This window comes from Xenorhabdus sp. Sc-CR9 (assembly GCF_963897815.1).
Lineage (GTDB): Bacteria > Pseudomonadota > Gammaproteobacteria > Enterobacterales > Enterobacteriaceae > Xenorhabdus.
In genome coordinates, this window is sequence record NZ_CAWQTY010000167.1 from 100,991 (window position 1) to 116,174 (window position 15,184).

15 protein-coding genes and 1 other annotated feature are annotated in these 15,184 nt (G+C 41.5%); of the genes, 12 read left to right on the plus strand and 3 right to left on the minus strand.

The window, feature by feature from the left end; translation table 11 throughout:
* Positions 1-36: 36 nt before the first annotated feature.
* Positions 37-348, minus strand: a complete 312-nt coding sequence (locus AACQ81_RS08600; RefSeq protein WP_237385290.1) for a YbjC family protein — start codon at positions 346-348, stop codon at positions 37-39.
* 206 nt (positions 349-554) lie between these two features.
* Here AACQ81_RS08600 and AACQ81_RS08605 point away from each other — a divergent pair, with 206 nt between their 5' ends.
* From AACQ81_RS08605 to AACQ81_RS08615, 3 genes are all read left to right on the plus strand, one after another.
* Positions 555-824 carry a GrxA family glutaredoxin gene (locus AACQ81_RS08605; RefSeq protein ID WP_237385291.1) on the plus strand — a complete coding sequence of 90 codons (270 nt, stop codon included), beginning with the start codon at positions 555-557 and terminating at the stop codon, positions 822-824.
* A 555-nt stretch (positions 825-1,379) separates the two neighbouring features.
* The gene (gene ybjG, locus AACQ81_RS08610; RefSeq protein ID WP_237385292.1) at positions 1,380-1,988 is read left to right on the plus strand and encodes an undecaprenyl-diphosphate phosphatase; all 609 of its coding nucleotides are present in this window, start codon (positions 1,380-1,382) and stop codon (positions 1,986-1,988) included.
* A gap of 984 nt (positions 1,989-2,972) precedes the next feature.
* Positions 2,973-4,277 carry an HAAAP family serine/threonine permease gene (locus AACQ81_RS08615; protein WP_237385293.1) on the plus strand — a complete coding sequence of 435 codons (1,305 nt, stop codon included), beginning with the start codon at positions 2,973-2,975 and terminating at the stop codon, positions 4,275-4,277.
* Positions 4,278-4,392: 115 nt separating this feature from the next.
* Here AACQ81_RS08615 and AACQ81_RS08620 read toward each other — a convergent pair whose 3' ends face one another.
* Positions 4,393-5,601 carry a serine hydrolase gene (locus AACQ81_RS08620; protein WP_237385294.1) on the minus strand — a complete coding sequence of 403 codons (1,209 nt, stop codon included), beginning with the start codon at positions 5,599-5,601 and terminating at the stop codon, positions 4,393-4,395.
* A 200-nt stretch (positions 5,602-5,801) separates the two neighbouring features.
* Here AACQ81_RS08620 and AACQ81_RS08625 point away from each other — a divergent pair, with 200 nt between their 5' ends.
* Positions 5,802-6,422: a glutathione S-transferase family protein gene (locus AACQ81_RS08625; RefSeq protein WP_237385295.1), complete on the plus strand. Its 621-nt coding sequence runs from the start codon at positions 5,802-5,804 to the stop codon at positions 6,420-6,422.
* Between the two features lie 3 nt (positions 6,423-6,425).
* Here AACQ81_RS08625 and AACQ81_RS08630 read toward each other — a convergent pair whose 3' ends face one another.
* Complete coding sequence (locus AACQ81_RS08630) at positions 6,426-7,256, minus strand: SDR family oxidoreductase (RefSeq protein ID WP_237385296.1); 831 nt, start codon at positions 7,254-7,256, stop codon at positions 6,426-6,428.
* 525 nt (positions 7,257-7,781) lie between these two features.
* Positions 7,782-7,904, plus strand: a sequence feature (His leader region).
* Between the two features lie 43 nt (positions 7,905-7,947).
* Between AACQ81_RS08630 and hisG the strand changes: the two genes are divergently transcribed.
* From hisG to hisIE, 8 genes are read left to right on the plus strand one after another with little or no spacing between them, the layout of a single operon-like run.
* Entirely contained in the window at positions 7,948-8,847 is a 900-nt protein-coding gene (gene hisG, locus AACQ81_RS08635) for an ATP phosphoribosyltransferase (protein WP_237385297.1), read from the plus strand.
* A gap of 2 nt (positions 8,848-8,849) precedes the next feature.
* The gene (gene hisD / locus AACQ81_RS08640; protein WP_237385298.1) at positions 8,850-10,178 is read left to right on the plus strand and encodes a histidinol dehydrogenase; all 1,329 of its coding nucleotides are present in this window, start codon (positions 8,850-8,852) and stop codon (positions 10,176-10,178) included.
* 9 nt (positions 10,179-10,187) lie between these two features.
* Positions 10,188-11,294, plus strand: coding sequence for a histidinol-phosphate transaminase (gene hisC, locus AACQ81_RS08645; RefSeq protein WP_237385299.1), 1,107 nt, complete (start codon positions 10,188-10,190; stop codon positions 11,292-11,294).
* A complete protein-coding gene (gene hisB / locus AACQ81_RS08650; protein ID WP_237385300.1) occupies positions 11,291-12,373 on the plus strand; it encodes a bifunctional histidinol-phosphatase/imidazoleglycerol-phosphate dehydratase HisB in 1,083 nt (360 codons plus the stop codon). Before hisC ends, hisB begins: the two co-directional genes overlap by 4 nt.
* A gap of 24 nt (positions 12,374-12,397) precedes the next feature.
* Positions 12,398-12,988, plus strand: coding sequence for an imidazole glycerol phosphate synthase subunit HisH (gene hisH, locus AACQ81_RS08655; RefSeq protein WP_237385301.1), 591 nt, complete (start codon positions 12,398-12,400; stop codon positions 12,986-12,988).
* Between the two features lie 4 nt (positions 12,989-12,992).
* On the plus strand, positions 12,993-13,730 hold the full coding sequence (gene hisA, locus AACQ81_RS08660) for a 1-(5-phosphoribosyl)-5-[(5-phosphoribosylamino)methylideneamino]imidazole-4-carboxamide isomerase (protein ID WP_237385302.1): 738 nt from the start codon (positions 12,993-12,995) through the stop codon (positions 13,728-13,730).
* Positions 13,712-14,488: an imidazole glycerol phosphate synthase subunit HisF gene (gene hisF, locus AACQ81_RS08665; protein ID WP_237385303.1), complete on the plus strand. Its 777-nt coding sequence runs from the start codon at positions 13,712-13,714 to the stop codon at positions 14,486-14,488. The genes hisA and hisF overlap by 19 nt, the downstream gene beginning before the upstream one ends.
* Positions 14,482-15,114, plus strand: a complete 633-nt coding sequence (gene hisIE / locus AACQ81_RS08670) for a bifunctional phosphoribosyl-AMP cyclohydrolase/phosphoribosyl-ATP diphosphatase HisIE (protein ID WP_237385304.1) — start codon at positions 14,482-14,484, stop codon at positions 15,112-15,114. Before hisF ends, hisIE begins: the two co-directional genes overlap by 7 nt.
* Positions 15,115-15,184: the final 70 nt, after the last annotated feature.

The following is a 15,184-nucleotide window of genomic DNA, read 5'->3' on the forward strand; positions in this document are numbered from 1 at the left end:
CATTCCCTGTCGGGTAGCAGTATGACCAATAATTAACTATTTTGTTTTTTCATCATCAGAAACAGTCTGATGATTTTTATCTGCTTTCTTATGATCAATTCCCAGAAAGGAAAGATTATAGACCGCACGCCAGATAATATGGATAGCTGCTGGTATCAAACAACCGATACCCAGTAAGATCATAGCAATGTGCGCTTCTGCCGTCATTAATAAAGGTGATAGAATTATGCTATCACTTATCGACAAATACGCCAGAACTAATAAGCCTATTCCCAATGCTTCCAATAAAATGACTAACTTAGGCATATCAGCCAATGAATGCATCTCTTTTGACGAATTTTCTTTCATACTTTACCTGTTTCCCATCCTGAAAAAACAAACTCTCCGTAGGTTATCGCAAAATTATCATATAGTAAGCGGAACAAATCCCTTCAATTGGCAGGGCTAATTACAATAAAAGGTAATTCCTGCTTTTTTTTACCTCCGCTTACAGGCATAGTAACTCTGGATGACAATCCATGAAGTTCATGATCATTACCATTAAAGGAGTCTGTATGTATACTGTCATTTTTGGCCGCCCAGGTTGCCCATATTGTGTTCGCGCCAAAGAGCTAGCTGAAAAATTAAAAACAAATCGCGAAGACTTTGATTATCGTTATGTCGATATCTGGGCAGAAGGCATCACCAAAGACGACTTATCAAAAACGGTGGGTAAACCCGTTGAAACGGTTCCTCAGATCTTCATTGATGAGAAACATATCGGTGGTTGCACTGATTTTGAAGCTTATGCTAAAGAAAATCTGGAACTATATACAAATAGTTAAAAATAAATCCCAAAAAAGCCGCTATCCAACCAAATCGTCCCCATCCTACGGGATAGCGGTAAGTTTAGCCATACTCGCTAATCCCAAATATCATTTTACTGAAAAAATTTTGCGTTTTTTTCTCAATGATGAGAACTTTTATATCACAGTGCAGTCTTAACTATTGCCACTGCTTTTCTTTGATGTCCCCATTTTGAGGAGCCCGGTAGTCATCCACTTTGGTTAAAGACTATCGGGTTTTTTGTCGTTTATCCTGTTACATGTACAATATACATCCAATAATGTTAGATCTGTGCACACTGGCAAGAAAACAGCCTTCTAAAAGCATAGGTAAACAGGGCTATTCTTTGATAGAGAGATGAAGAAAATATCGGCTATCTTTCTTTACTATCACTGCTATATTATTTACTCATGCAACATCAACAATCGTTAAATAAAATTATGAAAGAAGATAATCTTTTTTACATTTCGGAATTATAAAATATTCATTTTAACAATGAGTTGATAAAATAGATTGATCATATTTACGTAAATATCGCGCTTGTGAGGCTTACTTTGCTAGAACAACTTAACCATAATTTGTTTACTTTTATCAATGCAACTCCAGATTCATCACCAGCTATGATCTGGCTCGCAATCTTTATCTCGAAATATTGCGTATTTATTTATCCTGTCACATTAGCCATTTGCTGGCTTTGGGGAAAAGAAGAATCCATAACACATCAACGCATTGTAGTCAGTAAATCCTGTATTGCTTTTGCTTTGGGAATGGCAACATCATATGCCATTGGAATATTTGTTCCTCACGCCCGCCCCTTTGTTGAAGGCGTTGGCTATAATTTTCTCTATCATGCTCCTACGGAGTCTTTTCCCAGTAACCATGGCACTGCAGTATTCACTTTCGCATTAGCATTTCTTTTCTGGCACCGTCTTTGGTCAGGTTTATGCTTAATGATTCTTGCCTGTGCAATTGCCTGGTCTCGGGTTTATGTGGGTGTTCATTGGCCGATAGATATGATTGGTGCATTTTTAGTCAGCCTATTGGGATGTGCACTTTCCCAGATATTTTGGAATCTATATGGTCAGTTCTTACAAAACAAACTTACTCAACTTTATCAATTCTGCTGCGCATTCTTGATCCGAAAAGGATGGATAAGAAATTAATCGAATACAAATAGATATCTTTATTTTTCAAGTTGCAGCTCTGCTGACTATAATGTTGCAACTTGAAATCTATTGAGTATAGATACTTTGCTTAAAATCCATACTATCAATAAACTTTCCATGAAAAATTTACATTTCCCCTTCTAAGATTTAATTAAATTTACCTTAAGTCAGATAACCTTGATAAATTTGAGCCTTTATTTTACCAGACTAGTTCTAACATTTACTTTACATTAGGAAATCAGAGAAAACATTAGAACAAGGTTATCTGTTATATTTAACATATATGGTCATGAAATGATTACCATTCCTTTATAAAATCAGGGTATATGGATAAATTTCACACACATAACAAGCTCACTCACAGAATGTTTATTAATGAATAATCAATAAAAATGAAATTTTTTCTTAGAAAAAAACTCCATACACTTCAATGAAACAACAGAAAACACCATTTATTATCAGTGTATTAAATAAAAAATCATTACCTGCAAGGGAATTGCAAATAAAAACATTGATATTTATCATCCTATTTAGAACTTCATTAATTTAATTATACCAAAAATGTTAATATGTAAATAATAATGAAAGGTAATTTAAGCGATGCAACAATTTTAAATAAAAATAATGATAAACCTTCTCTCAATTTTTTCCGTTTATTTTTTTAATATTTAATTAACATTTTAGGTAAGTTTATAACATACTTTCTTTTCTATATAAATCTTGCAATTGCGAGAATGATCACGGTACATTTCACTAAAAATAATTATATTTCCCTTATCAAAAGTCTGGAATTAAATTTTTTGATTTAGGTGAACATATTTTAGTCGGCTTATTAATGTAGTAATAAAACGTTTAGATAAACATCAGCACAATATCTGACAACTTATTATTCATATAAAAAATCCAACTCGCGCATTTAAATAATGTGCGGGTTTACTAGTTTTCAAATTTTACTTTTATCGCGTCATTTCGGAGATATTTATGGACACATCTCAATCAGGCACAATCACAGCCACTGCTTCCGGCAAAAGCGATTACACTACCTGGCGTAAATCAGACACTGTATGGATGTTGGGATTATATGGCACTGCAATTGGTGCTGGTGTTTTGTTTCTCCCAATCAATGCAGGTATTGGTGGTTTAATTCCACTCATTATCATGGCAATACTTGCTCTTCCTATGACATTTTTTGCTCATCGTGGGATGTGCCGTTTTGTTCTGTCTGGCAAAACCACAGGTGAAGATATCACCGGTGTAGTAGAAGAACATTTTGGTAAAGTTGCAGGTTTTCTGATCACGATCCTCTACTTTTTTGCTATTTATCCTATTCTGCTGGTTTACAGTGTTGCGCTGACGAACACCGTAGAGAGTTTTATCATCCACCAGCTGCAAATGGATGCCCCTCCACGTGCACTATTGGCTCTGGTATTGCTTCTTGGCGTGATGAGCATTATCCGCTTCGGTGAGCAAACCATCGTCAAGGCAATGAGTGTACTGGTATTCCCATTCGTTACTGTTTTGATGCTATTAGCCGTGTATCTTATCCCACACTGGAACATGACTATCTTTGACACCCTGTCACTGGATAGCGCAATGTCTTCAACAAGCAGTAATGGCCTTCTGTTCACTCTGTGGCTGGCAATTCCTGTCATGGTTTTCTCTTTTAACCATTCTCCAATCATCTCTGCATTTGCAGTGGCAAAACGTGAGGAATATGGTGAGAACGCAGAGAAAAAATGTTCACGTATTCTTGCCTATGCCCATATCATGATGGTTCTGACAGTCATGTTCTTTGTCTTTAGTTGCGTACTGAGCCTGTCACCTGAAAATTTGGCAGAAGCAAAAGCACAGAACATTACCATCCTGTCTTATCTGGCTAACCACTTCCGTGTGCCAACTATTGAGTACATTGCTCCATTTATCGCTTTCATCGCAATTACTAAATCTTTCCTGGGCCACTATCTGGGTGCTCGTGAAGGTTTCAACGGTATCGTAAACAAGGCATTAAGCACTCAGGGCAAAACTATTCAGCATAAGACGCTGAATCGTATCACTAGTGTCTTTATGTTGGTGAGTGCTTGGGCGATTGCAACTCTTAATCCAGGTATCCTGAATATCATCGAAACCTTGGGTGGACCAATCATTGCTATGATCCTGTTCATCATGCCAATGTATGCTATCAGCAAAATTCCAGCTATGCGCAAATACTCCGGCAAACTCAGCAACATCTTTGTTGTTGTGATGGGAAGCATTGCAATTTCTGCTGCTGTTTATTCTCTGCTTTAACTCAAAGAGTTGGGTTGCTCTTTATCGCTGAGCACCCCCGTAAAAAATGCCAGTCATCTTTATCAATGACTGGCATTATTCTATTTGTTGACAGCTTACATCTTTCGCACTTCTACTAACTGAAAATCGACTTAAACCAGCCACTAATCGTCTTGACAACAAAATCCCATATACGTCCAAAGAAGCCACTCTCCTCGACAGCCTTTTTAACAACCAATGGACGCTGATCGATCATTTTATCATTCAGCATAAAATTCACAGTTCCCACCACCTGGTTTTTCATCAATGGTGCTTCAAGGGATTCTTGACTCAATGTAAAACTAGCTTTTAAATTTCCGACCTGTCCCCGGGGTATTACTATCGAAGCATCTTTTTCCACTCCCAAAGCTACTTCGGAATGAGTTCCGTACCACACTTTTTCTGTCATCAGTGTGTCAGAGGCTTTCAATGGTGTCACCGATTCATAAAAACGGAATCCCCACGACAATAGTTTTTCGCTCTCAGAAAAACGAACCCGATCATTGGGAGCACCCAATACCACTGAAATCAGACGCATTGGCCCTTCCGTTGCTGATGCAACAAGGTTATAGCCAGCACCACTGGTGTGTCCGGTTTTTATACCATCCACAGTCATATTTTTATTCCACAATAAACGATTGCGGTTAGGCTGGCGGATATTATTAAAAGTAAATTCTTTTTCTTTATTCAACGCATATTCATCCGGCACATCACGGATCATAGCTTGACTTAAAAGTGCCATATCATGGGCTGTACTATACTGTCCCGCTGCATCCAAACCATGCACAGTCTTGAAATGAGTATTCGTTAACCCCAGTGTTTTCGAGTATTTATTCATCAAATCGACAAAAGAATCCTGACTGCCAGCCACATAATCCGCCAAAGCAATACTGGCATCATTACCTGATTGGATAACAACACCGCGATTCAGATCAATAACCTTAACTCTGTCCCCGGGCTTCAAAAACATCAGGGACGAACCTTTAAGCACTGGATTACCCGTCGCCCAAGCATCTTTACCTACTGTCACCATATCTTCTGTGGAAATTTTTCCTGACGCGATCGCCAGCCCAACGACATAGCTGGTCATCATCTTTGTCAAACTGGCTGGGTCTAACCGCTCATCAGCGTTATTTGAGACCAAAATTTTCCCGCTGGAATAATCCATTAAAACATAGGCCTTAGCATCAATTTCGGGTGCTGCGGGTTCGTCCATTGCATATACATTGACACTCACCAGCCAAAAAACACTCAAGCCAACAGCAAAAGATTTTATTACCGGTGTCTGTCGTCTTTTTTTCATCATCGCTCGCCCTTTTTCTCTTCTACCCGATTTTTTATTTACAAATAAATTTCTATCTACAAAGAAAATATAAAAACCCTTATTAATATAGGATGTTATGAAGAAAGACTCCAACCCAATAAAGTAAAGTTTTCCCTGTGATTCATCTAATGTTATTGTCATATTATTGATAATTCAGAATGACCTGATGCAGGGGAAAAATAATGATAACGATCTGGGGTCGTAAAAACTCATCAAACGTAAAAAAAGTCCTTTGGTGTCTCGAAGAATTAAACGTTCCATATCAACAAGTTGATATTGGGGGGAAATTTGGCAAGCTCAACGAGCCTGAATATCTACGTATGAATCCCAATGCAGTTATCCCATGTTTGCAAGAAGAGGGTTTTATCCTCTGGGAATCAAACACAATTGTGCGTTATGTCGCCGCAAAATTTGGCAGCGATAGTCTTTATCCTGCCGACCTGCAAGAAAGAGCCAATGTTGAAAAATGGATGGATTGGGCAGGTTGCAATCTGTTTCCGCTTATCAAACAATTTATGATCAGTTTTGTCAGAACACCAAAAGATCAACAAGACCCGGAAACCCTCTCTAGAATCTTATCAGAGATTGAAAAGTTGCTGACAATTGTTAATGGAACACTCAACAACCAATCATATCTTTCCGGTGAAAAGTTTGGAATGGCTGATATTACCCTGGCTCCACTGGTTTATCTGTGGCTAAACGTAGAGATAGAAAGATCACCACTGCCAAATTTAGAGCGCTGGTATCAATTACTGACCAAAAGATCGGCTTTTCAAAAAATTGTTATGACCGAAATAAGTTAGTCATTAAGTCATTGGCATTCTACCGGGATCTGGAAACTGATACACAAATCCCAGTTCCCGACAGATACGGCTACCATCAATTATCTTACTTTCAATATTTTTATCTTCTGATTGTAAAAATTCCGGTGGCACCAAATCGAGTTGACGGCTGACCAATGGATAATATTCTGATTTTTTAGGGTGTATTGGTGCACACAAGTTATAGATATGCCCACCTTCCGGTTGTTGGATAAGAAGTTTAATGGCAGAAATAACATCATCCTGATGAACCAGATTAACCACATTATCCCCACCTTCAACAGCCTTACGCCCAGAGAGAAAACGCCCTGCATGACGCCCATTGCCTACTAAACCAGCCAAACGTAATACATCAACCGATGTATTGGGTAGTTGATGCAGCCAATTTTCCAATTCAACCAATGCCCTTGCAGATCGTGTTTCAGGGGAAAAGGACTCATCTTCATTGAGATAACCAACAGCCGAACCATAAACTGAGGTTGAACTAGTGAAAATAATCCGGGGAACCGAATAAGAAAGTGCTGTATCAACAACCAGCTGCACTGCTTTAACGTACCCTTCCCCGCCACCAGCAACACCACTAACGGGTAGCGTCAAAACCAACACATCGACGGACATCAATTGATCGAGATTATCCGCTTCACAAATAATCTGGGGGTTCAAGTTCAATAGATAACAATCTATACCACACATACATGCAGCTTCAACGCCATCTGGTGTTGTTTTACTGCCAACAACTTGCATGCCCCTGCTTTGTAGCGCTTGCGCCAGTGGCATACCTAACCAACCCAATCCGATAATGGAAACTTTTCTCACTCCACCCTCCAAAAAGCTATGACTCATCCAAGTACTATGCTTTCCTCAAGTACTATGCTTTCCTCAAGTACTATGCTTCCCCCAAGTATTATGCTCCTCTCAAAAATACCATCTCATCCGAAAACCATAATTTTCTTAAAAATGATATTATTTTGATTATTAGACAGGTATATTCATAGACTCCAATTACGTGTCATTTACGTCCTGAGAATAAATCCTCCAGAAACATAGCTAACATTACTCATATAGCGCCCTAATGACAACAACACACATTCAGTATAAAAAACAAATAATTAGATCATAATAAATACCTTTCCCAAAAAAAGTTTGCTTTTTATACATAAAATCGTATAGGTTAAACAACAGGCAACCACACGCTTATTCGCAAACAGAGTTTTCATTATAGGCACTGTAAACAGCATTATTTAACGCACAATTCATCTTTTTGAAAGCAGTGCCGAACGTAGAATTAAACTCAAAAAAGCAGACAGAGAGCTTACATATTATGAACCGTATTCAATTTAACCATCATCACCATCATCCTGACTAGTCTTTCAGGCTTCTGTGTGCTGGAAGACATTTAACCCGTCTTCCGGTGGTATGAATACAAACAAAAACCCTCGGAAGATCTTCCGGGGGTTTTTTATTTCTGATTTATACGACCGAAAATTGAGATAGGGTAAAACACAACATGTTAGATAAAACACGCTTACGGATAGCCATTCAAAAATCAGGTCGCCTTAGTGATGATTCACGGGCGTTACTTGCACGCTGTGGTATTAAAATTAATTTGCAACAGCAACGCCTGATCGCATTTGCAGAAAATATGCCCATTGATATCTTGCGCGTCCGCGATGACGATATTCCCGGCCTTATCATGGATGGTGTTGTCGATTTAGGTATTATCGGTGAAAATGTTCTTGAAGAAGAATTACTGACACGTCGGGCACAAGGAGAAGATCCCCGTTATTCAACCTTACACCGTCTCGATTTCGGCGACTGCCGTCTCTCCCTTGCCGCGCCCTTCGACTGCGACTATACCGGTGTAGAATGCCTGCAAAATTCCCGTATCGCTACATCTTACCCTCACTTATTGAAACGTTATCTCGATCAAAAAGGTATACGTTTCAAATCCTGCCTCCTCAATGGTTCTGTCGAAGTTGCTCCTCGTGCTGGGCTGGCAGATGCTATCTGCGATTTAGTCTCAACAGGCGCAACACTGGAAGCCAATGGCTTGCGGGAAGTGGAAGTCATCTATCGTTCAAAAGCCTGTCTGATCCAACGTGATGGAAAGGTGCCAGAAGACAAACAACAGCTTATCGACAAATTGATGATCCGCATTCAGGGTGTCATTCAGGCACGAGAATCCAAATACATCATGCTACATGCACCCAGTGATAAGCTCGAAGAGATTATTTCCCTGCTGCCGGGAGCTGAACGCCCCACCATTTTGCCACTGGCTGGCGCACAAAATCGTGTTGCTATGCATATGGTCAGTAGTGAAACACTTTTTTGGGAAACGATGGAAAAACTCAAATCATTGGGTGCCAGTTCCATTTTAGTTCTGCCAATCGAAAAAATGATGGAGTAACTTTGATGAACACTAATTTCAAGACCATCATTCGCTGGCAAGAATGTACGCAAGAGCAACAAAAAATTTTGCTGACACGCCCTGCTGTCGCTGCATCTGAAGATATTTCATATACTGTTAAACAGATTCTGGAAACGGTAAAGGCACGTGGTGATCAGTCATTGCGGGAATTCAACCAACGCTTCGATAAAATAGCCGTTGAGACTATCCAAATTGCAGCCAATGAAGTAGATGCAGCCGCCAGCCGCCTGACACCAGAGATTAAGCAGGCGATACAGCAGGCGATGAACAATATCCGCCGATTCCATGAAGCACAAAAACCAGAAGAAATTGATGTTGAAACATTACCGGGCGTTCGTTGCCAGCAAATCACTCGCCCAATAGATTCAGTTGGTCTCTATATTCCCGGTGGCTCTGCGCCCTTGCCTTCCACAGTACTTATGCTTGGTATACCAGCCAATATTGCGGGATGCCGTAAAGTCATCCTCTGCTCTCCACCACCCATTGCCGATGAAATTCTTTATGCTGCACAGCTATGCGGGATCAACGAGATTTTCAACATTGGAGGCGCGCAAGCCATTGCTGCAATGGCCTTTGGAACTGAATCTGTTCCTAAAGTGGACAAAATTTTTGGCCCCGGCAATACATGGGTCACAGAAGCCAAACGTCAGGTGAGTCAATGCATTGATGGTGCGACAATTGACATGCCCGCAGGCCCATCTGAAGTATTGGTCATCGCGGATAGCGGAGCCAATCCCATCTTTACTGCGGCTGACCTACTTTCCCAAGCCGAACACGGTCCCTATTCTCAAGTCATACTGGTAACACCTGATGAAACCTTTGCCAGGCAAGTGATTGGTGAAATTGAAATCCAGCTTAACGCATTACCACGCCAGCAAATTGCAACTCAAGCGCTGCAAGCCAGTCGGATCATTATTGCTGAAAATCTCACCCAATGTGTGGAGATCAGCAACCAATACGGCCCGGAACATTTGATTATTCAAACCCGCCAGCCTGAGCAATTAGTAGAACAAATTACCAGCGCTGGCTCCATTTTCCTTGGTGATTGGTCACCTGAATCCGCAGGAGATTACGCTTCCGGTACTAATCACGTTCTGCCCACCTATGGCTATACTTCAACCTATTCCGGTTTAGGACTGGCTGACTTTCTAAAAAGAATGACAGTTCAACGAATTACACCGCAGGGTTTGATAAACCTCGCTCCAACCATTGAAACACTGGCGCAGGCAGAACAACTTATCGCCCACAAAAATGCCGTTACATTACGCATGGCAGCCTTGAATAACACAAAATCAGAATCACAAAGCTAAGGATCAATCATGAATACAGTGTTTGATATCAATTCATTGGCAAGAGAAAATGTTCGTAACTTAGTTCCTTACATGTCAGCTCGACGCTTAGGCGGTAATGGTAATATTTGGTTAAATGCGAATGAATATCCGATAGCGACCGATTACCAACTTACCGAAAACACACTGAATCGCTATCCTGAAAGTCAGCCGACAACAGTCATTCAACGTTATGCAAATTATGTCGGCCTTACACCTGAGCAAGTTCTTGTCAGCCGTGGTGCCGATGAGTCCATCGAATTGCTGCTCCGTGTTTTTTGCGAGCCGGGGCGTGATGCCGTCCTGTTTTGCCCCCCAACCTATGGCATGTACAGTGTTAGCGCGGAATCTTTTGGCGTAGAACAGAAAAAAATCCCTGTCAGCGCTAACTGGCAACCCGACATTACCGCTATCGAAAATAATCTTGATCGCGTCAAACTTATCTATATTTGTAGCCCCAACAATCCCACAGGTAACCTGATCGATCCCGCAGCATTACGCCAGATTATTGAACTCTCCCGCAATCGTGCCATTGTTGCCATCGATGAAGCCTACATCGAATTTTGTCCGCAACATACTATCACCCATTGGCTGCAAGACTACCCTCACTTAGTCATTTTGCGAACCCTCTCGAAAGCTTTTGCTTTGGCGGGATTGCGCTGTGGATTTACGTTGGCATCTGCCGATATCATCACGCTGATATTAAAAGTGATTGCCCCTTATCCAATTGCGACACCTGTCGCAGATATCGCAGCACAAGCACTGACAGAAACTGGCATTTGTTTGATGAGAAACCGAGTAGCGGAAATTGTGAACAATCGGTCTTATCTTGAGCGAGAACTGACTAAAATAGAACTGGTTGAAAACGTATTTCCCAGTGAAACTAATTATATTCTGGTGAAATTTACTGATGCAGAAATGGTATTCAAGACCCTATGGGATCAAGGGATTATATTACGTGATCAACGCAAACAACCGGGATTAGATAATTGTCTTCGTATCACTATTGGCAGCCGAAATGAATGTGAACAGTTGATCAATGCCATCAATGTGCTTTCCAGCCAAACTCAACAAATCAAGGAAACTGAGAATCCATGAGACAGAGACTACTTTTTATTGACCGCGATGGAACGTTGATCACTGAACCATCCAATGATTATCAAGTTGATCGCCTTGATAAACTGGCATTCGAAGCAGAAGTTATTCCCGCTCTGCTATCCCTGCAAACAGCAGGATACAAACTGGTCATGATCACTAATCAGGATGGATTGGGCACCACCAGTTTCCCACAAGCTGATTTTGAACCTCCGCATGCCCTTATGATGCAAATTTTCACCTCACAAGGCATCCGTTTTGAAGAAATATTGATCTGCCCGCACAAACCCGAAGATAACTGTAATTGCCGTAAGCCAAAACTCGGCTTGGTAGAAAAATATCTGGCAAAAGATGTCATGGATACCGAAAACAGTTATGTCATCGGTGATCGGGAAACCGATCTGCAATTAGCACAAAACATGAGGATTCAAGGTATTCGCTATCAGCCAGAATCACTGGGCTGGTCAGCTATCTGTGAAAAACTTCTCTGTGAAAAACAGCCAAACAAAGATCGCCACGCCCATGTTGAACGAAAAACCAAAGAAACGATCATTGATATTGCAGTTTGGCTGGATCGTGAAGGTGAAAACCGCATCAATACAGGTGTTGGTTTCTTTGATCATATGCTGGATCAGATCGCAACTCACGGTAGCTTCCGCATGAACATACAAGTCAAAGGTGACCTTTATATTGACGATCATCACACCGTTGAAGATACAGGTTTGGTGCTGGGTGAGGCCCTGAAGCTAGCATTGGGGAATAAACGCGGTATTACCCGCTTTGGCTTCACGCTGCCAATGGATGAATGCCTTGCTCGCTGTGCCTTAGATATTTCCGGTCGCCCACATCTAGAATATAAAGCCGAATTTAAACATCAGCGCGTCGGAGATTTAAGTACAGAGATGATTGAACACTTCTTCCGCTCCCTTTCTTACACGATGGGATGCACCTTGCACCTGAAAACTAAAGGAAAGAATGACCATCATCGGGCAGAAAGCCTGTTCAAAGTCTTCGGTCGGACATTACGCCAAGCCATTCGTGTAGAAGGTGACACTTTGCCAAGTTCCAAAGGTGTTTTGTAAGGCAATGCTTAAAAGGAAGCCATGATGAACGTTGTTATTCTGGATACAGGCTGTGCCAACCTTGCTTCTGTTACCTATGCAGTTCAGCGATTAGGTTATCAACCGATTGTTAGTTTGGACACAGACATTGTGTGTTCAGCGGATAAACTACTGTTGCCGGGAGTAGGAACAGCCAGAGCTGCAATGGAGCAACTCGAACAACGCCAATTAATTCCCTTGATTAACTCACTTTCCCAACCCGTATTGGGTATTTGCCTCGGTATGCAATTATTAGCTTCGGTCAGTGAAGAAAGTGATAACACCCCACTGCTGAAATTAATTGATGCTCCTGTCGAAAAAATGGCAACCACCGGTTTGCCATTGCCACACATGGGTTGGAACCAAGTGAAGGCACAGAAAAAACACCCTCTATTTCAGCACATTGCAGACAATGCCCGTTTCTATTTTGTTCACAGTTATGCCGTGCCTGTTGGTGAATATACGATTGCTCAAACGGAATATGGCAACACATTTAGCAGTGCCATTGCGAAAGATAATTTCTTTGGTGTGCAATTCCATCCTGAACGCTCTGGCGCAGTGGGTGCACAATTATTGAAAAACTTTTTGGGGATGTAAGCACATGATTATACCTGCATTAGATTTAATTGACGGTAATGTGGTGCGTTTGCATCAGGGAGATTACAACCAGCGCCGGGATTATGGCAATTCCCCCCTCTCTTGTTTGCAACAATATGAACAGGAAGGTGCTAACTTACTGCATTTGGTGGATCTCACCGGAGCAAAAGATCCAGCCAATCGCCAGATTACACTTTTGAAACAACTGCTGGCGGGAGTCACCGTTCCGATTCAAGTCGGGGGAGGCATTCGCTCAGAAAATGATATCAAAGCACTTCTTGAAGCCGGTGCCAGTCGAGTTGTTATGGGTTCTACTGCAATTACACAGCCTGAGTTAGTTATGCAATGGTTTCAACGTTACGGCGCTGAATCGATTGTACTGGCGCTGGATACGCGCATAAGTAAAGATGGAATTAAACAAATTGCCATCAGCGGCTGGCAGGAAAACAGCAATGCCACGCTTGAAAATGTCATTGAGCAATATCTTCCTGTTGGATTAAAACATGTGTTGTGTACTGATATTTCCCGTGACGGCACATTAAACGGCTCCAACATCACACTTTATCAGGAAATCAGCCAACAGTACCCGCAAATCCAGTTTCAAGCATCTGGAGGTATTGGCAGCCTCACCGATATCTCTCCTCTGCCTGCATCTGGCGTAGCGGGTGTTATTGTCGGGCGCGCATTGCTTGAAGGCAAATTCACACTGACGGAGGCTATCCAATGTTGGCAAAACGCATAATTCCATGCCTTGATGTCCGTGATGGGCACGTCGTCAAAGGTGTTCAATTCCGTAATCACGAAATTATTGGTGATATTGTTCCCCTCGCACAACGCTATGCTCAAGAAGGTGCTGATGAATTGGTATTTTACGATATTACCGCTTCTTCTGATGGTCGCGTAGTGGATAAAAGCTGGGTGGCGAAAGTTGCTGAAGTCATTGATATCCCTTTTTGCGTAGCAGGTGGCATTAAAACTATTGAAGAGGCAGGCCAGATTTTATCATTCGGTGCAGATAAAATTTCCATCAACTCCCCCGCCCTGACTGATCCGGAATTGATTAACCGTCTGGCTGAACGCTACGGTGTTCAATGTGTCGTTGTAGGAATTGATAGCTGGTTTGATGAAAAAGCAAATAGTTATCAAGTTTACCAATTTACAGGAGATGAACAACGTACAACTATCACGGGTAGGCAAACACTTGATTGGGTCAAGGAAGTTCAACAACGCGGAGCTGGTGAAATCGTCCTGAATATGATGAATCAGGATGGTGTCCGCAATGGTTATGACCTTACACAATTAAAACGAGTCCGTGATATCTGTTCTGTGCCACTGGTCGCTTCTGGCGGAGCTGGAATACCCGAACACTTTCTGGATGCTTTTAAATTTGCCAATGTCGATGGTGCTCTGGCTGCATCTGTTTTTCACAAACAAATCATCAATATCAGTGAACTCAAACAATATCTTGCTACACAAGGTATCGAGGTTAGAACATGCTGACACAACAATTCACAACACAAGAAATCGAGAAACTGGATTGGGAAAAAGTAGAGAACTTAATGCCTGTTATCGTTCAACATGCCGTTTCCGGATCAGTATTGATGATGGGTTACATGAATCAGGAAGCACTGAATGTCACACTTGATTCTGGAAAAGTGACCTTTTTTTCCCGTACCAAGCAACGGTTATGGACAAAAGGAGAAAGCTCAGGTCATTTCCTCAATCTAGTAGCCATCTATCCTGATTGTGACAACGATACCTTACTTATTCTCGTAGATCCTATTGGCCCAACTTGCCATAATGGCACTGAAAGTTGCTTTGCCCCTGCACAAACTGACTGGGGTTTTCTTTATCAATTGGAACAACTACTGGCAAGCCGAAAAAACTCTTCTCCAGACAGCTCTTATACCGCTCGATTGTACGCAAGCGGAACAAAACGGATTGCTCAGAAGGTAGGTGAAGAAGGTGTAGAAACAGCACTGGCAGCCACAGTGAATGATAGAGAAGAGTTAACCAACGAAGCCGCAGATTTGGTTTATCATCTGCTGGTTTTATTGCAAGATCAGGAACTGGATCTCAGTCAAATTATCCGTCGATTGCAGGAACGGCAATCTAACCAACAATAATAGATTGCCAGACAAAATTCACAAAGTATCCGCCACTTCACTAAATTATATCCGGAGTGGCCTCTTGCAA

What these genes read in the sequence shown, in the direction of transcription:
- AACQ81_RS08600 (WP_237385290.1), bottom strand. Translation starts at nt 348, where the DNA reads ATGAAAGAAAATTCGTCAAAAGAGATGCATTCATTGGCTGATATGCCT.
- AACQ81_RS08605 (WP_237385291.1), top strand. Translation starts at nt 555, where the DNA reads ATGTATACTGTCATTTTTGGCCGCCCAGGTTGCCCATATTGTGTTCGC.
- AACQ81_RS08615 (WP_237385293.1), top strand. Translation starts at nt 2,973, where the DNA reads ATGGACACATCTCAATCAGGCACAATCACAGCCACTGCTTCCGGCAAA.
- AACQ81_RS08620 (WP_237385294.1), bottom strand. Translation starts at nt 5,601, where the DNA reads ATGATGAAAAAAAGACGACAGACACCGGTAATAAAATCTTTTGCTGTT.
- AACQ81_RS08625 (WP_237385295.1), top strand. Translation starts at nt 5,802, where the DNA reads ATGATAACGATCTGGGGTCGTAAAAACTCATCAAACGTAAAAAAAGTC.
- hisG (WP_237385297.1), top strand. Translation starts at nt 7,948, where the DNA reads ATGTTAGATAAAACACGCTTACGGATAGCCATTCAAAAATCAGGTCGC.
- hisC (WP_237385299.1), top strand. Translation starts at nt 10,188, where the DNA reads ATGAATACAGTGTTTGATATCAATTCATTGGCAAGAGAAAATGTTCGT.
- hisB (WP_237385300.1), top strand. Translation starts at nt 11,291, where the DNA reads ATGAGACAGAGACTACTTTTTATTGACCGCGATGGAACGTTGATCACT.
- hisH (WP_237385301.1), top strand. Translation starts at nt 12,398, where the DNA reads ATGAACGTTGTTATTCTGGATACAGGCTGTGCCAACCTTGCTTCTGTT.
- hisA (WP_237385302.1), top strand. Translation starts at nt 12,993, where the DNA reads ATGATTATACCTGCATTAGATTTAATTGACGGTAATGTGGTGCGTTTG.
- hisF (WP_237385303.1), top strand. Translation starts at nt 13,712, where the DNA reads ATGTTGGCAAAACGCATAATTCCATGCCTTGATGTCCGTGATGGGCAC.
- hisIE (WP_237385304.1), top strand. Translation starts at nt 14,482, where the DNA reads ATGCTGACACAACAATTCACAACACAAGAAATCGAGAAACTGGATTGG.